General features: G+C 43.4%; 17 protein-coding genes and 1 tRNA gene. 8 read left to right on the forward strand and 10 right to left on the reverse strand.

The genetic code is table 11. From position 1 onward, the window contains the following. Positions 1 to 598 precede the first annotated feature (598 nt). Entirely contained in the window at positions 599 to 886 is a 288-nt protein-coding gene (locus ACYVBJ_RS00860; protein ID WP_460980412.1) for a hypothetical protein, read from the reverse strand. Between the two features lie 201 nt (positions 887 to 1,087). Here ACYVBJ_RS00860 and ACYVBJ_RS00865 point away from each other — a divergent pair, with 201 nt between their 5' ends. The 3 genes from ACYVBJ_RS00865 to ACYVBJ_RS00875 all read left to right on the forward strand — a co-directional run bounded on the left by ACYVBJ_RS00865 (position 1,088) and on the right by ACYVBJ_RS00875 (position 4,498). Further along, positions 1,088 to 1,378, forward strand: coding sequence for a hypothetical protein (locus ACYVBJ_RS00865; protein ID WP_460980413.1), 291 nt, complete (start codon positions 1,088 to 1,090; stop codon positions 1,376 to 1,378). A 72-nt stretch (positions 1,379 to 1,450) separates the two neighbouring features. Beyond that, positions 1,451 to 1,723: a helix-turn-helix domain-containing protein gene (locus tag ACYVBJ_RS00870; protein WP_460980414.1), complete on the forward strand. Its 273-nt coding sequence runs from the start codon at positions 1,451 to 1,453 to the stop codon at positions 1,721 to 1,723. A 687-nt stretch (positions 1,724 to 2,410) separates the two neighbouring features. Then, a complete protein-coding gene (locus tag ACYVBJ_RS00875; protein WP_460980415.1) occupies positions 2,411 to 4,498 on the forward strand; it encodes a hypothetical protein in 2,088 nt (695 codons plus the stop codon). A gap of 311 nt (positions 4,499 to 4,809) precedes the next feature. Here the strand turns inward: ACYVBJ_RS00875 and ACYVBJ_RS00880 are convergent, their stop codons facing one another. The 5 genes from ACYVBJ_RS00880 to ACYVBJ_RS00900 all read right to left on the reverse strand — a co-directional run bounded on the left by ACYVBJ_RS00880 (position 4,810) and on the right by ACYVBJ_RS00900 (position 8,566). Further along, a complete protein-coding gene (locus tag ACYVBJ_RS00880) occupies positions 4,810 to 5,472 on the reverse strand; it encodes a hypothetical protein (protein ID WP_460980416.1) in 663 nt (220 codons plus the stop codon). 467 nt (positions 5,473 to 5,939) lie between these two features. After that, positions 5,940 to 6,296 (reverse strand): hypothetical protein, encoded by a 357-nt coding sequence (locus ACYVBJ_RS00885; RefSeq protein ID WP_460980417.1) that lies wholly within the window; start codon positions 6,294 to 6,296, stop codon positions 5,940 to 5,942. A gap of 153 nt (positions 6,297 to 6,449) precedes the next feature. After that, on the reverse strand, positions 6,450 to 6,806 hold the full coding sequence (locus ACYVBJ_RS00890; RefSeq protein ID WP_460980418.1) for a hypothetical protein: 357 nt from the start codon (positions 6,804 to 6,806) through the stop codon (positions 6,450 to 6,452). Positions 6,807 to 6,824: 18 nt separating this feature from the next. Next, positions 6,825 to 8,102, reverse strand: a complete 1,278-nt coding sequence (locus ACYVBJ_RS00895; RefSeq protein WP_460980419.1) for a Y-family DNA polymerase — start codon at positions 8,100 to 8,102, stop codon at positions 6,825 to 6,827. A 2-nt stretch (positions 8,103 to 8,104) separates the two neighbouring features. Next, the gene (locus ACYVBJ_RS00900; RefSeq protein ID WP_460980420.1) at positions 8,105 to 8,566 is read right to left on the reverse strand and encodes a LexA family protein; all 462 of its coding nucleotides are present in this window, start codon (positions 8,564 to 8,566) and stop codon (positions 8,105 to 8,107) included. Between the two features lie 627 nt (positions 8,567 to 9,193). Here ACYVBJ_RS00900 and ACYVBJ_RS00905 point away from each other — a divergent pair. The 5 genes from ACYVBJ_RS00905 to ACYVBJ_RS00925 all read left to right on the forward strand — a co-directional run bounded on the left by ACYVBJ_RS00905 (position 9,194) and on the right by ACYVBJ_RS00925 (position 12,763). Next, on the forward strand, positions 9,194 to 9,601 hold the full coding sequence (locus ACYVBJ_RS00905; RefSeq protein WP_460980421.1) for a hypothetical protein: 408 nt from the start codon (positions 9,194 to 9,196) through the stop codon (positions 9,599 to 9,601). Between the two features lie 8 nt (positions 9,602 to 9,609). Then, on the forward strand, positions 9,610 to 10,317 hold the full coding sequence (locus tag ACYVBJ_RS00910; RefSeq protein ID WP_460980422.1) for a recombinase family protein: 708 nt from the start codon (positions 9,610 to 9,612) through the stop codon (positions 10,315 to 10,317). Between the two features lie 141 nt (positions 10,318 to 10,458). Further along, on the forward strand, positions 10,459 to 11,181 hold the full coding sequence (locus ACYVBJ_RS00915; protein WP_460980423.1) for a DNA-processing protein DprA: 723 nt from the start codon (positions 10,459 to 10,461) through the stop codon (positions 11,179 to 11,181). Next, positions 11,150 to 11,800 carry a hypothetical protein gene (locus ACYVBJ_RS00920; protein ID WP_460980424.1) on the forward strand — a complete coding sequence of 217 codons (651 nt, stop codon included), beginning with the start codon at positions 11,150 to 11,152 and terminating at the stop codon, positions 11,798 to 11,800. Before ACYVBJ_RS00915 ends, ACYVBJ_RS00920 begins: the two co-directional genes overlap by 32 nt. A gap of 87 nt (positions 11,801 to 11,887) precedes the next feature. Continuing rightward, on the forward strand, positions 11,888 to 12,763 hold the full coding sequence (locus ACYVBJ_RS00925) for a hypothetical protein (RefSeq protein ID WP_460980425.1): 876 nt from the start codon (positions 11,888 to 11,890) through the stop codon (positions 12,761 to 12,763). A 364-nt stretch (positions 12,764 to 13,127) separates the two neighbouring features. Here ACYVBJ_RS00925 and ACYVBJ_RS00930 read toward each other — a convergent pair whose 3' ends face one another. From ACYVBJ_RS00930 to ACYVBJ_RS00945, 4 genes are all read right to left on the reverse strand, one after another. Then, a complete protein-coding gene (locus tag ACYVBJ_RS00930) occupies positions 13,128 to 13,568 on the reverse strand; it encodes a Fic/DOC family N-terminal domain-containing protein (RefSeq protein ID WP_460980426.1) in 441 nt (146 codons plus the stop codon). A gap of 74 nt (positions 13,569 to 13,642) precedes the next feature. After that, on the reverse strand, positions 13,643 to 13,906 hold the full coding sequence (locus ACYVBJ_RS00935; protein WP_460980427.1) for a hypothetical protein: 264 nt from the start codon (positions 13,904 to 13,906) through the stop codon (positions 13,643 to 13,645). Positions 13,907 to 13,947: 41 nt separating this feature from the next. Continuing rightward, entirely contained in the window at positions 13,948 to 14,808 is an 861-nt protein-coding gene (locus ACYVBJ_RS00940) for a DNA/RNA non-specific endonuclease (protein WP_460980428.1), read from the reverse strand. Between the two features lie 103 nt (positions 14,809 to 14,911). Beyond that, positions 14,912 to 14,995: transfer RNA gene (locus tag ACYVBJ_RS00945), tRNA-Leu, on the reverse strand. Positions 14,996 to 15,036 lie beyond the last annotated feature (41 nt).

Below are 15,036 nucleotides of genomic sequence, written 5' to 3' on the forward strand. Positions count from 1 at the left end.
AGCCTGATTGCCAGCGTTACGGGATTATCCCTATCCGCTTTTAAGCCTTCAGCGTTTTCTCGCCAGATTGGTAAGGTACTGCTTTTTTTGGCCGGTGCCGGTTTCTTCTCGCCCCCACCTACCTCTCTTTATTTGTCAGGAAAAGATAGTACTCTACATGCGCATTCAAGACAGCAGATTTAATACTGATTATCAGGCAAGTAAGATTTTCGTTACTCCCTCTTGATCAGGATCAGGTAACAGCCAGCAGGTGTACAGTCAGCAGGTATAAAACGATAGGAGTAAAAGAGTATCCCCCGCGCTGGCAGCAAGCCCCGGCCGTTTTTTACCTTCCCCCGGCCTGTTTGCGGGGATGTTTGATAAGGAATCCCTTCCAATTGAAACGTAGGCAGGTTGGCGTTTGATGATTCGTTTTTGAATCAGAACCAGCTAGCGAGTGGTGGGAGAAAAAGCGTAACGGCTGATTATCAATATAGTGTAACCATCTCAGTTCGCTCTTTAGCGCTGGCTATGAATGTGTAATTGCCTGGCAATCAGAATAACCAGAAAATCTGGTAATTGACAATACCAGACCAACAGAAACTAGTTGGGAGTGTTGTCATAGGTTTTTTGCCGCTCGGTTAATGCGCTGTTGAAGTGTCAATGTTCTGCGCTTATTCTTTCCTTTAATCACTCTTTCGGCTACGTAGCAGATGGTTTTGGTGACCACCAGAGAGGCTTTATTGTGGCTGACCGCCCGCATATCGTTCGCTCCTTTCAGCGAGTCCAGCGTTGGTTCTACATCCGCCAGTTGCCGGTGCCAGTTCTTATCCAGTTTTGGCTTTAGCTCGGTATGGAAATAGTTGCGCCAGTAGGCAACGGTGAATTCCTGATTGTCGGTTTGCATAGGCTGTAAAAGTTGAAGTATGAATACATATACTTAACTGTAAAAAGCTCTTATCGGCAAGCACTTACAGGTAAAATATACCGATTAATATATTTTAAATATTTTTAATGTAACATTATTGTTACGTAACAATAGTGTTACTATCTTTGATATAGTCAAACGAAAAGAGGTGGCAACTCTATAATCTCAGCACACAGACCTATGTCACATTCAGCACACAATTCGCAGGTAGAAATTGAGTTTCGTGTTTCAGCAAGTATTGCTCAAGAGTGGGGAGAGTCAGAATTCCAGATTCTTCTATTCGCCTTGGATAGTTACCGCGAGAAGATAATGGGATTAATGGAGCAATGGCGTAATGAAACGGATAGTGAGATTGACCATTACCGTATCCACGCCAACACGGTTCAAACGATCAATCAGATGTCAACACAGTTAGCTCTTAACTTGTGTCTTGCTCATCAGCAAAATCAATCACCCAAAACCAAGGTGTAGTAATGTCTTTTCTCCCACTTAAGGTAGTGGGGGATTTTGCCAACTACTGTTTAATAAAACCGCTAGCGAACCATGAACGAAGAATATAAAGAGTTATCCAAAGAGCAGTCTCGACAGGTGTGTAAGAACCTTGGCAAACTGGCTTCTGACTTAAAAATTACCCAGGAAGCTTTAGCCGCAAAAACCGGTTACCAACGTACTAGCATCAACCGTCTATTTTCTGGCCGCTTTGCTCCCCATCTGGACATTCTATTCTGCATATTGGCCGCAATCAACGAGCTGTCTGGTAACACCTTTTCCCTTAAAGACATTGATGCTCCTAACCAGGAACAGGCAGAGAAATAACTGGAATAGCAAAGTCCATAAGCGTCTACCATTTTTAAAAGCCCTAACGCTTGCTCTAAGTCAGACGTTAGGGGCACTAAGAACCTACAGAACTTGCAATCTTATGTCTAACCAAAATATTGTTTCCACAGATGATCGGCATTTCGCCAGTAAGTTAAGAGAGCTATGCGATAGTTACGGTCTTGATAAGTTCGTTCTATACGGCCGTACTACCGCTACCGTTGGGCCAAATGGTCTTCAGCCTAGCAATTCCCTGGTGGTCTTTGATAACGATCCTATCTTACTGGAAGAGGCATGCTACTATACGGACCAATACCGGCTGGAGTTGATGGAGTAACCAGAGAAGGATTTAATTTGTTGACAGAGAGCGTAGATACTAAAGAAGTCCTTGCCAGATTAGCAAGGACTTCTTTATGTACTTGATAATCAGGCTCATCAAAATTGATGAACGGCTAATTGGTTACGGGTGACAGTTCTGATTTCAAATCCTAGGTGCTAGCTAAACTAATAAAATTTGGTGTCTAGAAAGGCGTATCCCTGACGACATAAAGAATCAGTTAAACGGGAAATTTCCCGTATGAACATATTCTCTTAAGCGGTAGCTTCGGCACTTATGAAAACTTTTATATAATTCTCATATTCGATAAGTTACATTTTGGCCTCATAGGAGTAAACAAAACCACACAAATGAATTATAGCGACCGTATTGACCGGCAAAAAGAAGACGATAAATCCCTACTTAAGGCATTTGTAGAAGACCAGTTAGGAATCTTACTCACCATCTTTGGTGCTTTGCCATTACTTAGCGACTCATTTCGTAAGAATAATGCTCCTCCATTTTTAGAGGATTCGCTTAGCACCATCAACTTTGCTACTATACTTATTTGCGGATTGATCATAATTTTCGTTTATGGAGAACGTCAACGCTTTGTTGGTGAAAAACGGCTGTATGCATCCTTATTTTCACTACTCCTTTTCACGATTGGTATTTCGATGTGGGTGATTTCAATTTATCTATCTCAACATAACAAGGTAAGGCAACAGGTAGCGGCCCAAAACCAATCTGTTTCTGCTCCAGTATCAACTAGGTCAGCATCTACTACATTAGTTTCACCAGTTAACGTTTTAACTCAATCTCCTACATCAACTACTTCACTATCTACCTCAGTCCTTTCACCAAAGCCCAATGTCTATTATATCAGGTATGACTATTGGGTATTGATTATTCTATTCTTAGTTATTCTCTTTATTGGCATATATCAGATTCTCGACCGATTATTTTCATTAATTAATACATACGATATAAAAGGATTAACACTTGAAGAAGGCTTAATGAAAAGAAGTAAGCATCAAGATATGCCTTATAGTCGAGTGGTAGTTTTTAAACATTTGATTACCAAAAGTCGGCTCAACCGGTTTACTCTATCCTTACTAGGAATAGTTATTGTAGTTTATTTATTAACTATTCCGCTTTTTAAAGAATCTATTCCAAAGGCCGAATTTACAGCTGAGACACTGATGTTAATTCATATTCTCACCTATGTAGGTAGTTATCCATTCTTCCTTTTGGGTTCTATTTTCTTATTAATTATGATGCTAGTGAGTTATTCTCGCAAACGGAGCTTTTACCAGCAAATAGCCGGGCTGAGTGATCAATATTATGAACCGATCGAAAACATGGTTGATAGTTTGGTAAATTTTGAAGTTTGGTTTGATCAACAGGAAAAAATTTTACGAAGTAATATGCTATCGTCTAATAGGCAGAAAGACCAAAAATTGTATTCTGAAGATGAAGCAAAACGCTTAGCCCAACGTACTTTCATCTGGAAAGCTATACGAGAAAAGCTAAGCTTTTACAGTAATGTAGTCACTTTACTAGCCTCCAACCATAATCGGACTTTATATGCAGCAGGTGAGCTAATTGATAAAATCCTTCTCTACATGCCAGATAACCCTCAAGACATCAGTGAATTTAAGGCCGTCAGCCACGACGATCTTTATTTCTGGCGAAAGCGGGGTGAAGAGTACCTAGCTTGGAACCGAAGTATGTTTTTGAATAAAGTTCAAGTTGAACGTATCTTTCTTTTTAATAGCTCTCAAAGCTTAACTTATGAAGGCAATATTGTTTTTACTGAAAACCTACAAGCTATTATGCGTCAAATTGGCCTAGGCATTAATATAGGCGTTTGCTATATGGACAACTTAAAAAGCTATGATGGGAGTCAAGCCGAGCCTTATTTTGATTTTGGTGTGTATCCTAACTTTGCTATTTCCTTCTTCGAAAAACCTTTACATGTAGGTGGAAGAAGTTTAAGTATGAATTTTGACGAGAATTTTATTAAGAAATTGACACTTCATTATGACGCAATAAAACGTTCTTGCGAAGACACTTACTTGTCACCAGCCCAATCCAGAATACGTAAAGGTGAGAGCTATATTGAATGGCTAGACAGTTATGAAAAAGAATCTTTTCTACTGATTATGGATTTTGTCGATAACTTCGTCAAGCGATTCATTGGATCAGAAGATCAAAATTCTACGCCAATTGAAATTCATCAAAGTGTTAAAAACGCATTTGAAGGCTGGCTAGCCGAATATCAACGCCAGATCACAAAGGAAATTAGAGAATATATAAAGGATTGTTCAGATTCGGTTGAAGTAAACCTTTTAAACAATAGAATTATAACAAATAGCTTTGGGTTTTCAGCCGAAGAAAGCTTTAAAGAATTTGTTAGAGCAAAGGGCATTATCTTGCCTTGGGAAAGAAACAATTAAACTACTAACGAACTAAAGCCTTTTCAACAGCTAAATCTATCGCTCAACCTTAAAAAATCAGTTTGCAAGATTAGACTAATTTAACAAAATGTACTAACTGCTATTATAAGTTTATAAACCATGTAATCAGTGCATAAATTGACATGTAGTGAAGCGGTAAGCATATAGCAGCTATCAAGCCAACAATACCTGTCGCCAATTTAATAAACCACAGCAGGCCCAAATCAATATTGTCGTAGCGGTAACGAATACAAGCCGGGTCACTAAGGATATAAAGTATACTTAAGCTAATGGAGATGTATAGAATTGAGTTATAAGTCATTAAGCTTCTTCTTTTTTTCTGCTCGATTTTTCTCTTCCGCTTCTTCATTGCACATCCTCAATTCAAAAAGCCAATCCTCAGAGCCAATCGAAAACGAATAGTATAAAAACTCGGAACAATTGTAGGACCTAGAAGATGCAAAATAGCTAGTTGCGGAAATATCTTCATTGCCCCACTTTCTAGTATAAGTCTTTTCCAATCCACCACAGTTTGCAGATGGCTTTTGTTCAGCTTCCAGCTTCGATTTGCCATATTTTACATCAAAGGCATCGTCAAGTGTGTTAGAACCATCGCATCGTAAATAGATCAGCTTGTCATTGAGAAAGGTTAAAATGATATGCTCTAGTTTTATATCCGCTACTTTATAACTGCCAACCATAAACACCCTTGCCTTGCTGCATAGTTTGGCGTCTGAGGGTGATTCATCAGGATTCTTCGGGTTGTTAACGATTTCATACAACTTTCCAGAAGCGGCCTTGAAGCGGTTTCTGGAGTCAATTATTTGAATCTTAGTGCGCATCTCTTTTGCTAAGTCATCAATAATCGTAATCGTTGTCTGGCCAATCTTAAACGGACCAAGGCCTTCAACTTTATTCTGAGCATTGGCAGCAAGCAAAATTAGACTCAGTAGTGTGGATAATATTCCTTTCATATTTTTAGGGATAGTCTGCTACAATCATACGTAGAAAAGTAGTAAAAAGTAAACTAGATAAGTAATACTCAATAAAAAAGCCCGGCTGCATAGCGACCAGGCTTTCCTCCTACTTTATATTCATACGCACCAACAAAGGCGATCTGTCGCGGTTTATACTACCTCTACCTCATCGAATAGAACTGATCAAATGCTCAAGAGCCCGGCGCAGGTAGTGATCGGGTTTCTTTTTATGACCAAGACGTAAGATACAGGTCTTACTTTTTGAAAAGAATATTATGGGCATCATAAAGCTTTGGCCGGATTGGTTTTGGCTTTTTATGTATCTGATAATCAGTCTCATCAAAATTGACGAACGGCCAGTTAGTAAGGTATGACAGTTCCGATTTCAAATCGTAGGTGTTATTGAGTCATTATGTACCTGCTTACAGTACTTGTATTCTGGTAAGCATGGTACAGACTACTGCTCATACCTGCCGTTTTATCCGCTGTAGATACAAATCCAACCCCTGATCACTGCCCTTGCCTGAATCCAAAAAAGCCTTGGCCACTTGCTGGCGATCTTCAGGGGCGAGGGCAAGGGTGATCTCAAAAGTTAACTCTCTAGCCACCCACTGCTGATCCTGACCGGCCTGTCTGGCTTCATCAATAATAGCACGACTAAGCTGTTCAGCGCGGGTCGTATCGTTAAGGGCAAGAGCAAGCCCGTTATGAAGTTTGTTAAACAGGCTTAAGCTTTCAAGTGGCCTTGCAGGTTTTGAATCGTCCCAGCCTAGATTAATAAAGTCAACTTGCAGCTGCTCTAGTACTTCGCGCTCATTCATAGCTCAAACTTACTCAATCTTATCGGCTGTTTAGCTTGAGCTTCGTTTTTGTCAGCAAAAGACCTACCTTTGGGCACAACAGCGTACCAATCTTTGGTATGTTACGGTAGATTACCTAAGCCCTAGCTGCCATGCAGTTGGGGCTTTTTGTAGTTATAGGGGCAGTATTGCCGTGGTCAAATTCTCATCCGTCACCGGCTCAAAGAACGGCCACAGCGTCTCACTAACTAGGTAAACGGTTCGGATAGGTACCTCTACACCGGGACGGTCTGGATGCTCAATATGGCGGATATACGGCAGCATCGCTACCACGTACGTTTTCGGTTTAGGATTTATATCAAGGAAGCATAGTTCGAGTCTGGACTTATAGCTGTAACGACCACCGTAGACGGTTTCGTAATCAGTCCAGATGTCAGGGCCGAGTTGAGTTGCCCGCCTGCGGTTGATGTCGGTGTAAAGCATGAAGCGAATTAAGCCCTCGGCTTTTAGAAAGTCAACGTCACTGTTCATCGTATAAGTTGTTTGGTGTTAATGCACCACTCGGATATCCTTCCAGTTGGTGGTATAGCAAGGAGAAAGAAAGCGCTGCTTCATGTGCCAGTGCCTACTGAAGCCCTGGTTGGCCAGCCGTACCCGATCACGGCCAAAGCGCTGGTTGAGCTGATCAACGGTCTTGAACAGCTTGCTTAACCGTTGATCGGGCAGGTCGGTGAACAGCGATGGCTGCTCAAAATCGGCGGGCATCAGATCCGTCAGCCTCACGCCTACTTTCTGATAGTCGTAGCCAAACTTATAAATTGAATCCAGCGCGGCCAGGGCGTAGCGGGTTATCTCGGCCGTGCTGGCCGTCGGATGAGGCAATTCCACCGCCCGGCTGTTATAGTACTGCTTGGCCAGTTCGCCATTGTAAGAACGCTTAAAGCGGTTCGTATGCAAAAACACGGTGAGCATACCCGCAGCCGAGTTCTGCTTACGTAACTTCTCGCAGGCTCTGGCAATGTGGGTCGTGAGCGCTTCACCGATGGTTTTCTTGTCGGCCACTAGTTCTCCAAAGCTAGGCGCGGTGCAGATGGCTTTCTTGGCCGGTGGGGTAATCTCCAGCAGTTTGCAGGGCACCCCGCGAAGTTCATAGGCCAATCGAAGCCCGTTCACGGTCAGGTGCTGGCTGAGCCAGTCGTCGGGCAAATCTCTGAACTGAGCAGCGGTCTTGATCTTGTTGCGCCTGAGCATTGCCGCGTAGCGCCAGCCAATGCCCCACAGATCATCAATGGCAAAATCCTGTAAGGCATCCGCTATCTTATCACCCGTATCCAGCATCAGTACCCCTTCGTGCTGGGGTTGCCGTTTAGCGTACCAATTGGCCACTTTGCAAAGCGTTTTAGTCGGTGCAATGCCTACACTGACCGGCACCCGCTGACAGCGCTTAATCGTCCTTTTGATTTCCCGCCCTGTTTCCAGTAAGTCCGGGTAGAGGTGCTCACAGCCGTACAAGTCTAAAAAAGCCTCATCAATGCTGTACACCTCCGTAGGGGCAAAGGCGGCTAGCTTGTTATGAATTCTTGAAGAAATGTCAGCGTACAGAGCGTAATTGCTCGAAAAGAATATGATCTCGTGCTGGCTGCGTAGCTCTTCCAACTGAAAGAAAGGCTGCCCCATCTTGATGCCGAGTGCCTTAGCTTCGTTGCTCCTGGCCACCACGCACCCGTCATTATTGGAAAGCACAACAATCTCCTTTCCTTCCAGGTCTGGCCTAAAGATACGCTCACAGCTTACGTAAAAGTTGTTGCAATCGACAAGAGCTAGCATGATTAGAAAAACTTAAGCAAACTATGGGTAACGATGCCTATCACCTCCGCGTCTTCGCCTTCACGCACATAGATTGGCTTGTACTTAGGATTGGAAGGTACCAGTTTGACCAGGTCGTCTTTGACGTACTCGATTCGCTTCACCGTAAAGTCAGTACCTAGGCGAACCAATACGACTCTACCATCAATAATTTCCCTGGCTGTATAGTTGTTATCGACAATCAGCATATCACCCGGCTCAATCCGGTCGCCAATCATGGAGTCTGAACCAACTATGAAAAAGTAGGTATCGTCCTTGTTGTAAACGCACAATTCATTCAAGTCGCAGACCTTCTGAATGTGCGTTTCAGCGGGACTAGGAAAGCCAGCCGCTACGTGATGAGAAAATAAGGGAATGTTGTATTTAGTCTTGGCGACGACCTTAAAAACGTCACCTACTTTGATTTTATCGCGTTCGTCAAGCATAGCGGTCCCGGTCACGTAGAGCAAAGAACTGCTATAATATACTTTTGTTATATATGTTGCAACTTTAACATAAAAGCACCGCTACTGGTGGATTACCGGTAGCGGTGTAAGGCGGCTTAATAAATGATTCAAATCCACGTCGACTGTACGCATACTACATCGGATGGGCTGTGCTCCTTCAACCACTCGGACACGGCTTTAAGAAAAACAATTGAACAGAGAGCAACGGGCTCAGACTGTTGAATGGCCTTGGCTTTCTTAGCTTTCGAGTGTCATACGCTAACATCAGCAGCTACAATTCTGATTTACAGTCGATTATACCTCTACCTTTGATCCTTTGCCGGTTTGCCGGTTGTGATTCCTGACCAAATTGGCAATCATTTCGCGCACCTTGTTTGACATGCTAATTTCGCTCTCATCACAGATAGCCTCAAACTGCTGTTTTAGCTTTGGGCTTAGTAAAATGTGTAAGTGGCTGTTTTCCTTAGCCATTAGCTTAGTATTTTGGTCTGCTAAAGATAGTAAAAAAATGTTGAGAAGTACAACATTTTATTTGTGTTCATACCATGTACATGGTATCTTTACACTCGTTAAACGGACGTTCAACGAGTGTAAAATTTGACTGAAATGCAGCAAAAAAACTTTTCCCCTGATCCAGTATTGCCCAGTGAGGCAGACGCTAAGTCCATCGCTTTCGCCTTGTTGGGCATTGATCCAGATCTAAAAAGACGCAATTCACAGTATAATGATTTCCAGCTTGAGAATTTGAGTATTACAAGTCCAATTAATGCTGAGGGGAGATTTGTTTTGATTGAATTTTTTTTAAAGGAAAAAAGCGATAAGGGCGAGCAAGAGCAAACTTCTCAGTATAGGATTGTTATAAGTTGGCATGACCGGGCCAGTAATACCAACCCTCACGTTATCACAGTACAGCAGCATATTGAAGGTATATCTGGAATTGGCTTTGTTCAAGTTGATCCGCTTTATAATTTAAAGACTGTAATGTCTCTCTTAATTAAAGCTAGAGTTTGGTAACACTTTCAATGGCTAAGAAATCAACCTCAGCACTGGCCACCGTAAGTCCTGCCAAATATGTAGTCTATTACCGGGTATCCACCAGAGCACAAGGCGAATCCGGTTTAGGTCTGGAGGCCCAGCGCTCGGCCGTGGTTAACTTCGTGAAAGGGGTTATCGTTGCCGAGTATACCGAGGTCGAATCTGGAAAGAAGAACCAGCGTGAGCAGCTAGCCGCAGCCATTGAGAGGGCCAAGAAAGAAGGCGCTGTGCTAGTCATTGCCAAGCTCGACCGGCTAAGCCGCAACGCTTCGTTTATCTTTACCTTGAGGGATTCAGGCGTTAACTTTCAATGCGTTGATATGCCCGATGCCAATACACTCACTATTAGCATATTTGCTACCTTGGCACAGCATGAGCGCGAACTGATCAGTTCACGAACCAAGGCAGCATTAGCTGCCAAGAAAGAGCAGGGCGCGCAGCTGGGCAAACCCGAGAACCTGACGCCCACTGCTCAGGCAAAAGGTGTTGAGGGTAATGCACGCCGGGCAGCCCTGAACGAGAACAACCGCCGGGCCTCCTATATGGTGAATATGATGCTGAGGGCGGGCAAGAACTATACGCAGATAGCAACTGAGTTGAACCGGGCAGGTTTCCGTACTTCAATGGGTTGCGAGTTCCAGGCTACCCAGGTTATGCGTATTATTCAGCGCATTCAGAAGGAACCTGTCTTGTAAATGGTATTTATAGGGTGCTACAAGCTTTACATCTTGACTCTGTTTGAATGCCTGCTGCCTTCTCTGCATGTAGATTATCCTTTAGCTTGATTGAAAATATAAAAAGTTACACTTTGCCTAACATCAACCGGGAGAGACTTTATGAATAGGAAAGACCTACCAGAAAATGAAGAATTTCCTTTTTTTTCAATTCCCGACACGATTGGGGTTTTGAATGAATTTGAAAAGAAACATGCGCCAATCAAAGCTTATTATTCTGGCAACCTTGACTTGTTAAGAAAAGGGGGCCGTGTATCTGTAGTCGGAACCAGAAAGCCTACGCTCAATGGAATAAGAAGGGCAATGATTGTTTCAAAGCGGTTGGTTGAAAATGGTATTACCATTGTAAGCGGTCTTGCCGAAGGAATTGATACGGTTGCTCATCAAACCGCATTAAACTATAACGGTAGAACAATAGCCGTTCTGGGGACTCCTTTGAGCAAACCTTATCCAAAATCCAACCAAGAGCTCTTTAATCGATTGGCTAATGAGCAGTTAGTTATCTCTCAGTTTCCGTCGTATACTTCTTATCAGCCAAAAAATTTCCCGATCCGTAACCGGACTATGGCCTTGATAAGTCATGCAACGATCGTCATTGAGGCCTCTGAGAAGAGTGGAACTGTTCACCAGGGGTGGGAAGCATTAAGACTTGGAAGGCCTCTGTATCTATTAGAAAATCTTGTTACAGAAGGAAAGCTTTCGTGGGCTGAGGAAATGATAAAGTATGGCGCTCAGTTGCTATCGAAGGAGAGCTTTGATGATTTATTTTATACTATACCATCTGGCATAGCCAATGAAGAACGCTACGCAGATTTCCCCGGTTAAGTATGCGACGGTAGCCAATTATTCGCCAAGAGGAACTACTGATGTGTCAAAACGCTCGAGAGATACTTGCTACAGATTTAAAAATGGAAGTGCAGAAACATTGGAGAAATTTGCGAATTACCTCAAGGGCTTATATGAGGGGTCAGATATCTTTAATGACTTCTTTGGTGATGACGTTGTACTTGTTCCTGCGCCAAGTAGTTCTCTTTTAGTAGCAAATGGGCTGTGGTCGTCCCAATTGATTGCTACTGAACTTGTCAAAGCCGGTCTCGCCAAAATAGTTATGCCTTATCTCTATCGAGCTCGCGCAATAAATAAGTCTTCAAATTCTCCACAAGGCCATAGACCAACAGTCGAAGAGCAATACAACAGCCTAGCTGTGAAAAAAGTGGAAGTAATCACCCCAAAGCATATAACGGTAATAGATGATGTTCTAACCAAGGGAAGAACATCTTTTGCCTGTGTGTTACGTCTCTCAGAAGCTTTCCCTGATACAGAAATAAGGGTCTTTGCACCTATACGAACTCAAGGGCTTACACAGGATATTACTCACATCCTCGAGCCGGTTATTGGTGAAATAACTTTTGATGGAATCAGTGACGTAAGCAGACATCCTTAATTAGTGCTCACAAATGGGCGATTATCCCTTGTGACATTCGACTCCGAACAACGTAAGTCCTTGGTTCAATCGTAAACGATTAGCTTTATGCATCAAGATCTGCTTACTCAAGATGAAATCCTGCAAGTTTTAGAAGAGGCTAAAAAGCCGGACTGGTTGATGCCAAACCTTATGAATCCGATCGGAGGTAAAACCTCTATTTTTAGAGTGTTAGCAACCAAAGGGCTCATTATGGTAAATGGCAATGAGTCGACTGGCTTGCAACACATCGAACATAGGCACCGATTTGGACGGCAGGTCTGGAGGGAAGATAAAGACGAATTGGAAAATTCTTCAGAAATCCGTTTTGGCGTGGCTCCGTATGATTACATCACAATTGCAGGATCTATTTATAAGCCAGAGAATTTACGCCCTGAGTTGAACAAGCGACCGGATGACTTTGATTTTTATATGGGTGGTCATGTACACAGGAACGGCGACCTAGTGGAATACAGATTACTAACCTACAAAGGTACTGGCATCATTCACACCCTTTTTCCGTCCAAGTCTGATAACAAATCCAAGAAGCTTTTAAAATATCGACAGTGCGGTATTGGACTGGTCAATGATATAATGAGGGGTACTTATATCTATACCATTCCGTATAAAGACAAATCTGAAACGGAGGTTTTCAGGCTAGTAATTCGAGGCATACGAAGCCACCCCGTGGAGCGGTGGTATGTTCAAATAAACGAAGGCAACCCGGTAAATCCACAGACTATATTTTTAAAAGAGATTGTCTTATCTGCCCCTGTCCAGCATGGCCCCCTAAGGGCATTTTTTCTTTCAGATGCAATTAAGTATGAGTTTGAGCAGATTGTATTGAAGATACTCAGAGAGCAGTATAAGCCAGACCCAAAAGAAAAGTTGCATGTAACCGAGGGGCGGACAACCACCATTACACCCACTTACTTCGCCTGGTGATCCCTACCGCTTTTTGCTGCGAGTAATCTGCTCTTGTAGCCTTGCTCTGTTGCGGGCCTGGCTATTCTGCTCTCTGGCCTCAATGATTAAGGCCTGGTGTAAGTCTTTGTTGATAGGCACAAAGGTTTTGCTTTTGGGTTCAGTACTTACGTTCTTAAGCTGCCAGTAGTTCGTGTCCGAGGTGTCGGGTATCGAGGTGTATTGTGCTGTTGTGCTTATCCTTAAAGTTACGCTTTTGCATCCAAATAATTAAATGTTTAAAGCATCCAATGGCAACCACATCAACAAAGGGAGTGATGAGTTGTCGCCTGCTTAGGCCAGTGAAATATATTTCTCATCGATACTCAGTTTTGAGAAACATACTTCACTGGCCTAAGCAGGCGACACGGTGTCGAAACGTAGCGCGGTGTTGACCACATACACTGCTCAAAAGCAGTGTATGCATTTCTCGGATTAGACATAAGGAAAGTGGAAAATTATCCTCTGTTAGCCGCATATTTACGTGCCGTAGGGTTTTTCGATAATTGACGACCTCCCGCATGTCTTCTACGTTGTCAACCTTAAGATGAGAATCGGCATAATAACGTAACACTTCTTCCAAAGTAGCCTGTGTGCCCTCAATCTGAGACGATAGAACTGCTTCTTGAGTTGTAAGAGGGGATAGAAGGATGTTAGTATTTAGTATGCTTTGTAAGATACCATCGTATCGGGCTAAAGCTGCGTTAGCCTTTCCAATAAGCGGAACAAAGCGACCCCAATCTAAGTCTGATAAAGGAAGTTCGTCGGGAATAGTAGCCGTTGGCATACGTTGTCGAATTACAGTAGATATAATGATGACCTCCCGTAAGCGGCTACTAATCAAAGAATTTATCAGCGAAATTAGCCGCCTAGTAATTCATAAAAAGCTACTATTTCTGCCCGCGTATCAAAAACGTAAGCGTATGTTCCGGTTCGGGCCTGCGGTGCAGTCGAGGGCTTTAGGTTTTGGTATTTAATAATGTGTCTGTCAAGTCTACTCATGTCGAAGGATTTTTCCTCATCGTATAGGCGTTTGATTTCACTAAAGAAATTGGGGCCGTTTAGTTGAGCACTAAACTCGCGGGTAATGCCCTCTACAATCACTATCTCTACTACTGGCTTCATCGTTTTATAGGAATAATTAACCTTATATAGCGCTATCAAATTTAGAGCAACGTTTGATCAATTTTTGCCTCAACAACTTGTTGCAAACCTTCTGGTACTTTTGATAGCAAGTTATATCCAGTTTGCTTCTCTACTTCGTCTACGCTGACTCGGTAATTCCCCCAAGATTGTTTCCCCCCTGCACTAGTATTGGGCATCCAAACCGCAATAACCCGCGTCTGAGCGTTTATTCGGTTTACATCGTCCGATCCCACCGGCAACACCACAATCACCTTCCACAGCGCAGCAGGAACCGTTAACTTGCCATTAGCTATACTGCTGGTTTTCCCGTTGTCACCCTCCCCACCTTTGCCTGATGTACCTGCAATGATGTAAAGCTCATTGCCTTGAGCAACTAGGCTACGACAGTACTCTTCTAATAGACGCCACGCTTGCCGGTTGTGCTGAGGTGCCTGGGGGACGATGTTGGTTAGGATAAACGTAGTCCGGTTTTCTTCGGCTGTGCTGTCTCGATCATCGGACGGGCAAAGGTGGCCACGGTCAAAACCAGTATTAGTGTAGTCCGCATGCCGAGCCTGATACCATCCAGAAGGTAAGGACTGATCCGGAATGAAGTTACCCGCGTAGCGCGAAGCCGATCCTTTCCAGGCGGCTGATAGATGCCAGCTGCACCAATTGGCTATACCTGTCGATTGATTGTAAGATAGGCTATAGGTCGGCCGGGTGATGAGGTAAGCATTAGGGCTGGATTCGCTGGCTCTGGCTCCGTCTGGATTACCCAGCGCCAAGTTATCGTCCCGAGTTGGAACAGTCGATTGTGGGGCAGGTGCATCGCCCTGCTTACACTGGCTGACAGCTACGATCAAACATACCCATAACCAAGTTCGGAAAAGTCGTTTCATACAATATAAAATCAATCGAATGTATCCGTCCCCGATTCCGTCCCCGCCCTACAAACAAAAAGCCGCAACCAACTGATTTACAATTGATTGCGGCTAATAACTGTGCCGAAGGCGAGACTCGAACTCGCATGTCCGTAAAGACACACGCCCCTGAAACGTGCGTGTCTACCAATTTCACCACTTCGGCAATTCCATTGTGGCAACACTTTCCCGTGTATTGGGATTGCA

The organism is Spirosoma fluminis, assembly GCF_054778895.1.

What these genes read in the sequence shown, in the direction of transcription:
- ACYVBJ_RS00930 (WP_460980426.1), bottom strand. Translation starts at nt 13,568, where the DNA reads ATGCCAACGGCTACTATTCCCGACGAACTTCCTTTATCAGACTTAGAT.
- ACYVBJ_RS00865 (WP_460980413.1), top strand. Translation starts at nt 1,088, where the DNA reads ATGTCACATTCAGCACACAATTCGCAGGTAGAAATTGAGTTTCGTGTT.
- ACYVBJ_RS00905 (WP_460980421.1), top strand. Translation starts at nt 9,194, where the DNA reads ATGCAGCAAAAAAACTTTTCCCCTGATCCAGTATTGCCCAGTGAGGCA.
- ACYVBJ_RS00860 (WP_460980412.1), bottom strand. Translation starts at nt 886, where the DNA reads ATGCAAACCGACAATCAGGAATTCACCGTTGCCTACTGGCGCAACTAT.
- ACYVBJ_RS00900 (WP_460980420.1), bottom strand. Translation starts at nt 8,566, where the DNA reads ATGCTTGACGAACGCGATAAAATCAAAGTAGGTGACGTTTTTAAGGTC.
- ACYVBJ_RS00915 (WP_460980423.1), top strand. Translation starts at nt 10,459, where the DNA reads ATGAATAGGAAAGACCTACCAGAAAATGAAGAATTTCCTTTTTTTTCA.
- ACYVBJ_RS00875 (WP_460980415.1), top strand. Translation starts at nt 2,411, where the DNA reads ATGAATTATAGCGACCGTATTGACCGGCAAAAAGAAGACGATAAATCC.
- ACYVBJ_RS00925 (WP_460980425.1), top strand. Translation starts at nt 11,888, where the DNA reads ATGCATCAAGATCTGCTTACTCAAGATGAAATCCTGCAAGTTTTAGAA.
- ACYVBJ_RS00880 (WP_460980416.1), bottom strand. Translation starts at nt 5,472, where the DNA reads ATGAAAGGAATATTATCCACACTACTGAGTCTAATTTTGCTTGCTGCC.
- ACYVBJ_RS00885 (WP_460980417.1), bottom strand. Translation starts at nt 6,296, where the DNA reads ATGAATGAGCGCGAAGTACTAGAGCAGCTGCAAGTTGACTTTATTAAT.
- ACYVBJ_RS00910 (WP_460980422.1), top strand. Translation starts at nt 9,610, where the DNA reads ATGGCTAAGAAATCAACCTCAGCACTGGCCACCGTAAGTCCTGCCAAA.
- ACYVBJ_RS00890 (WP_460980418.1), bottom strand. Translation starts at nt 6,806, where the DNA reads ATGAACAGTGACGTTGACTTTCTAAAAGCCGAGGGCTTAATTCGCTTC.
- ACYVBJ_RS00895 (WP_460980419.1), bottom strand. Translation starts at nt 8,102, where the DNA reads ATGCTAGCTCTTGTCGATTGCAACAACTTTTACGTAAGCTGTGAGCGT.
- ACYVBJ_RS00940 (WP_460980428.1), bottom strand. Translation starts at nt 14,808, where the DNA reads ATGAAACGACTTTTCCGAACTTGGTTATGGGTATGTTTGATCGTAGCT.
- ACYVBJ_RS00870 (WP_460980414.1), top strand. Translation starts at nt 1,451, where the DNA reads ATGAACGAAGAATATAAAGAGTTATCCAAAGAGCAGTCTCGACAGGTG.
- ACYVBJ_RS00920 (WP_460980424.1), top strand. Translation starts at nt 11,150, where the DNA reads ATGAAGAACGCTACGCAGATTTCCCCGGTTAAGTATGCGACGGTAGCC.
- ACYVBJ_RS00935 (WP_460980427.1), bottom strand. Translation starts at nt 13,906, where the DNA reads ATGAAGCCAGTAGTAGAGATAGTGATTGTAGAGGGCATTACCCGCGAG.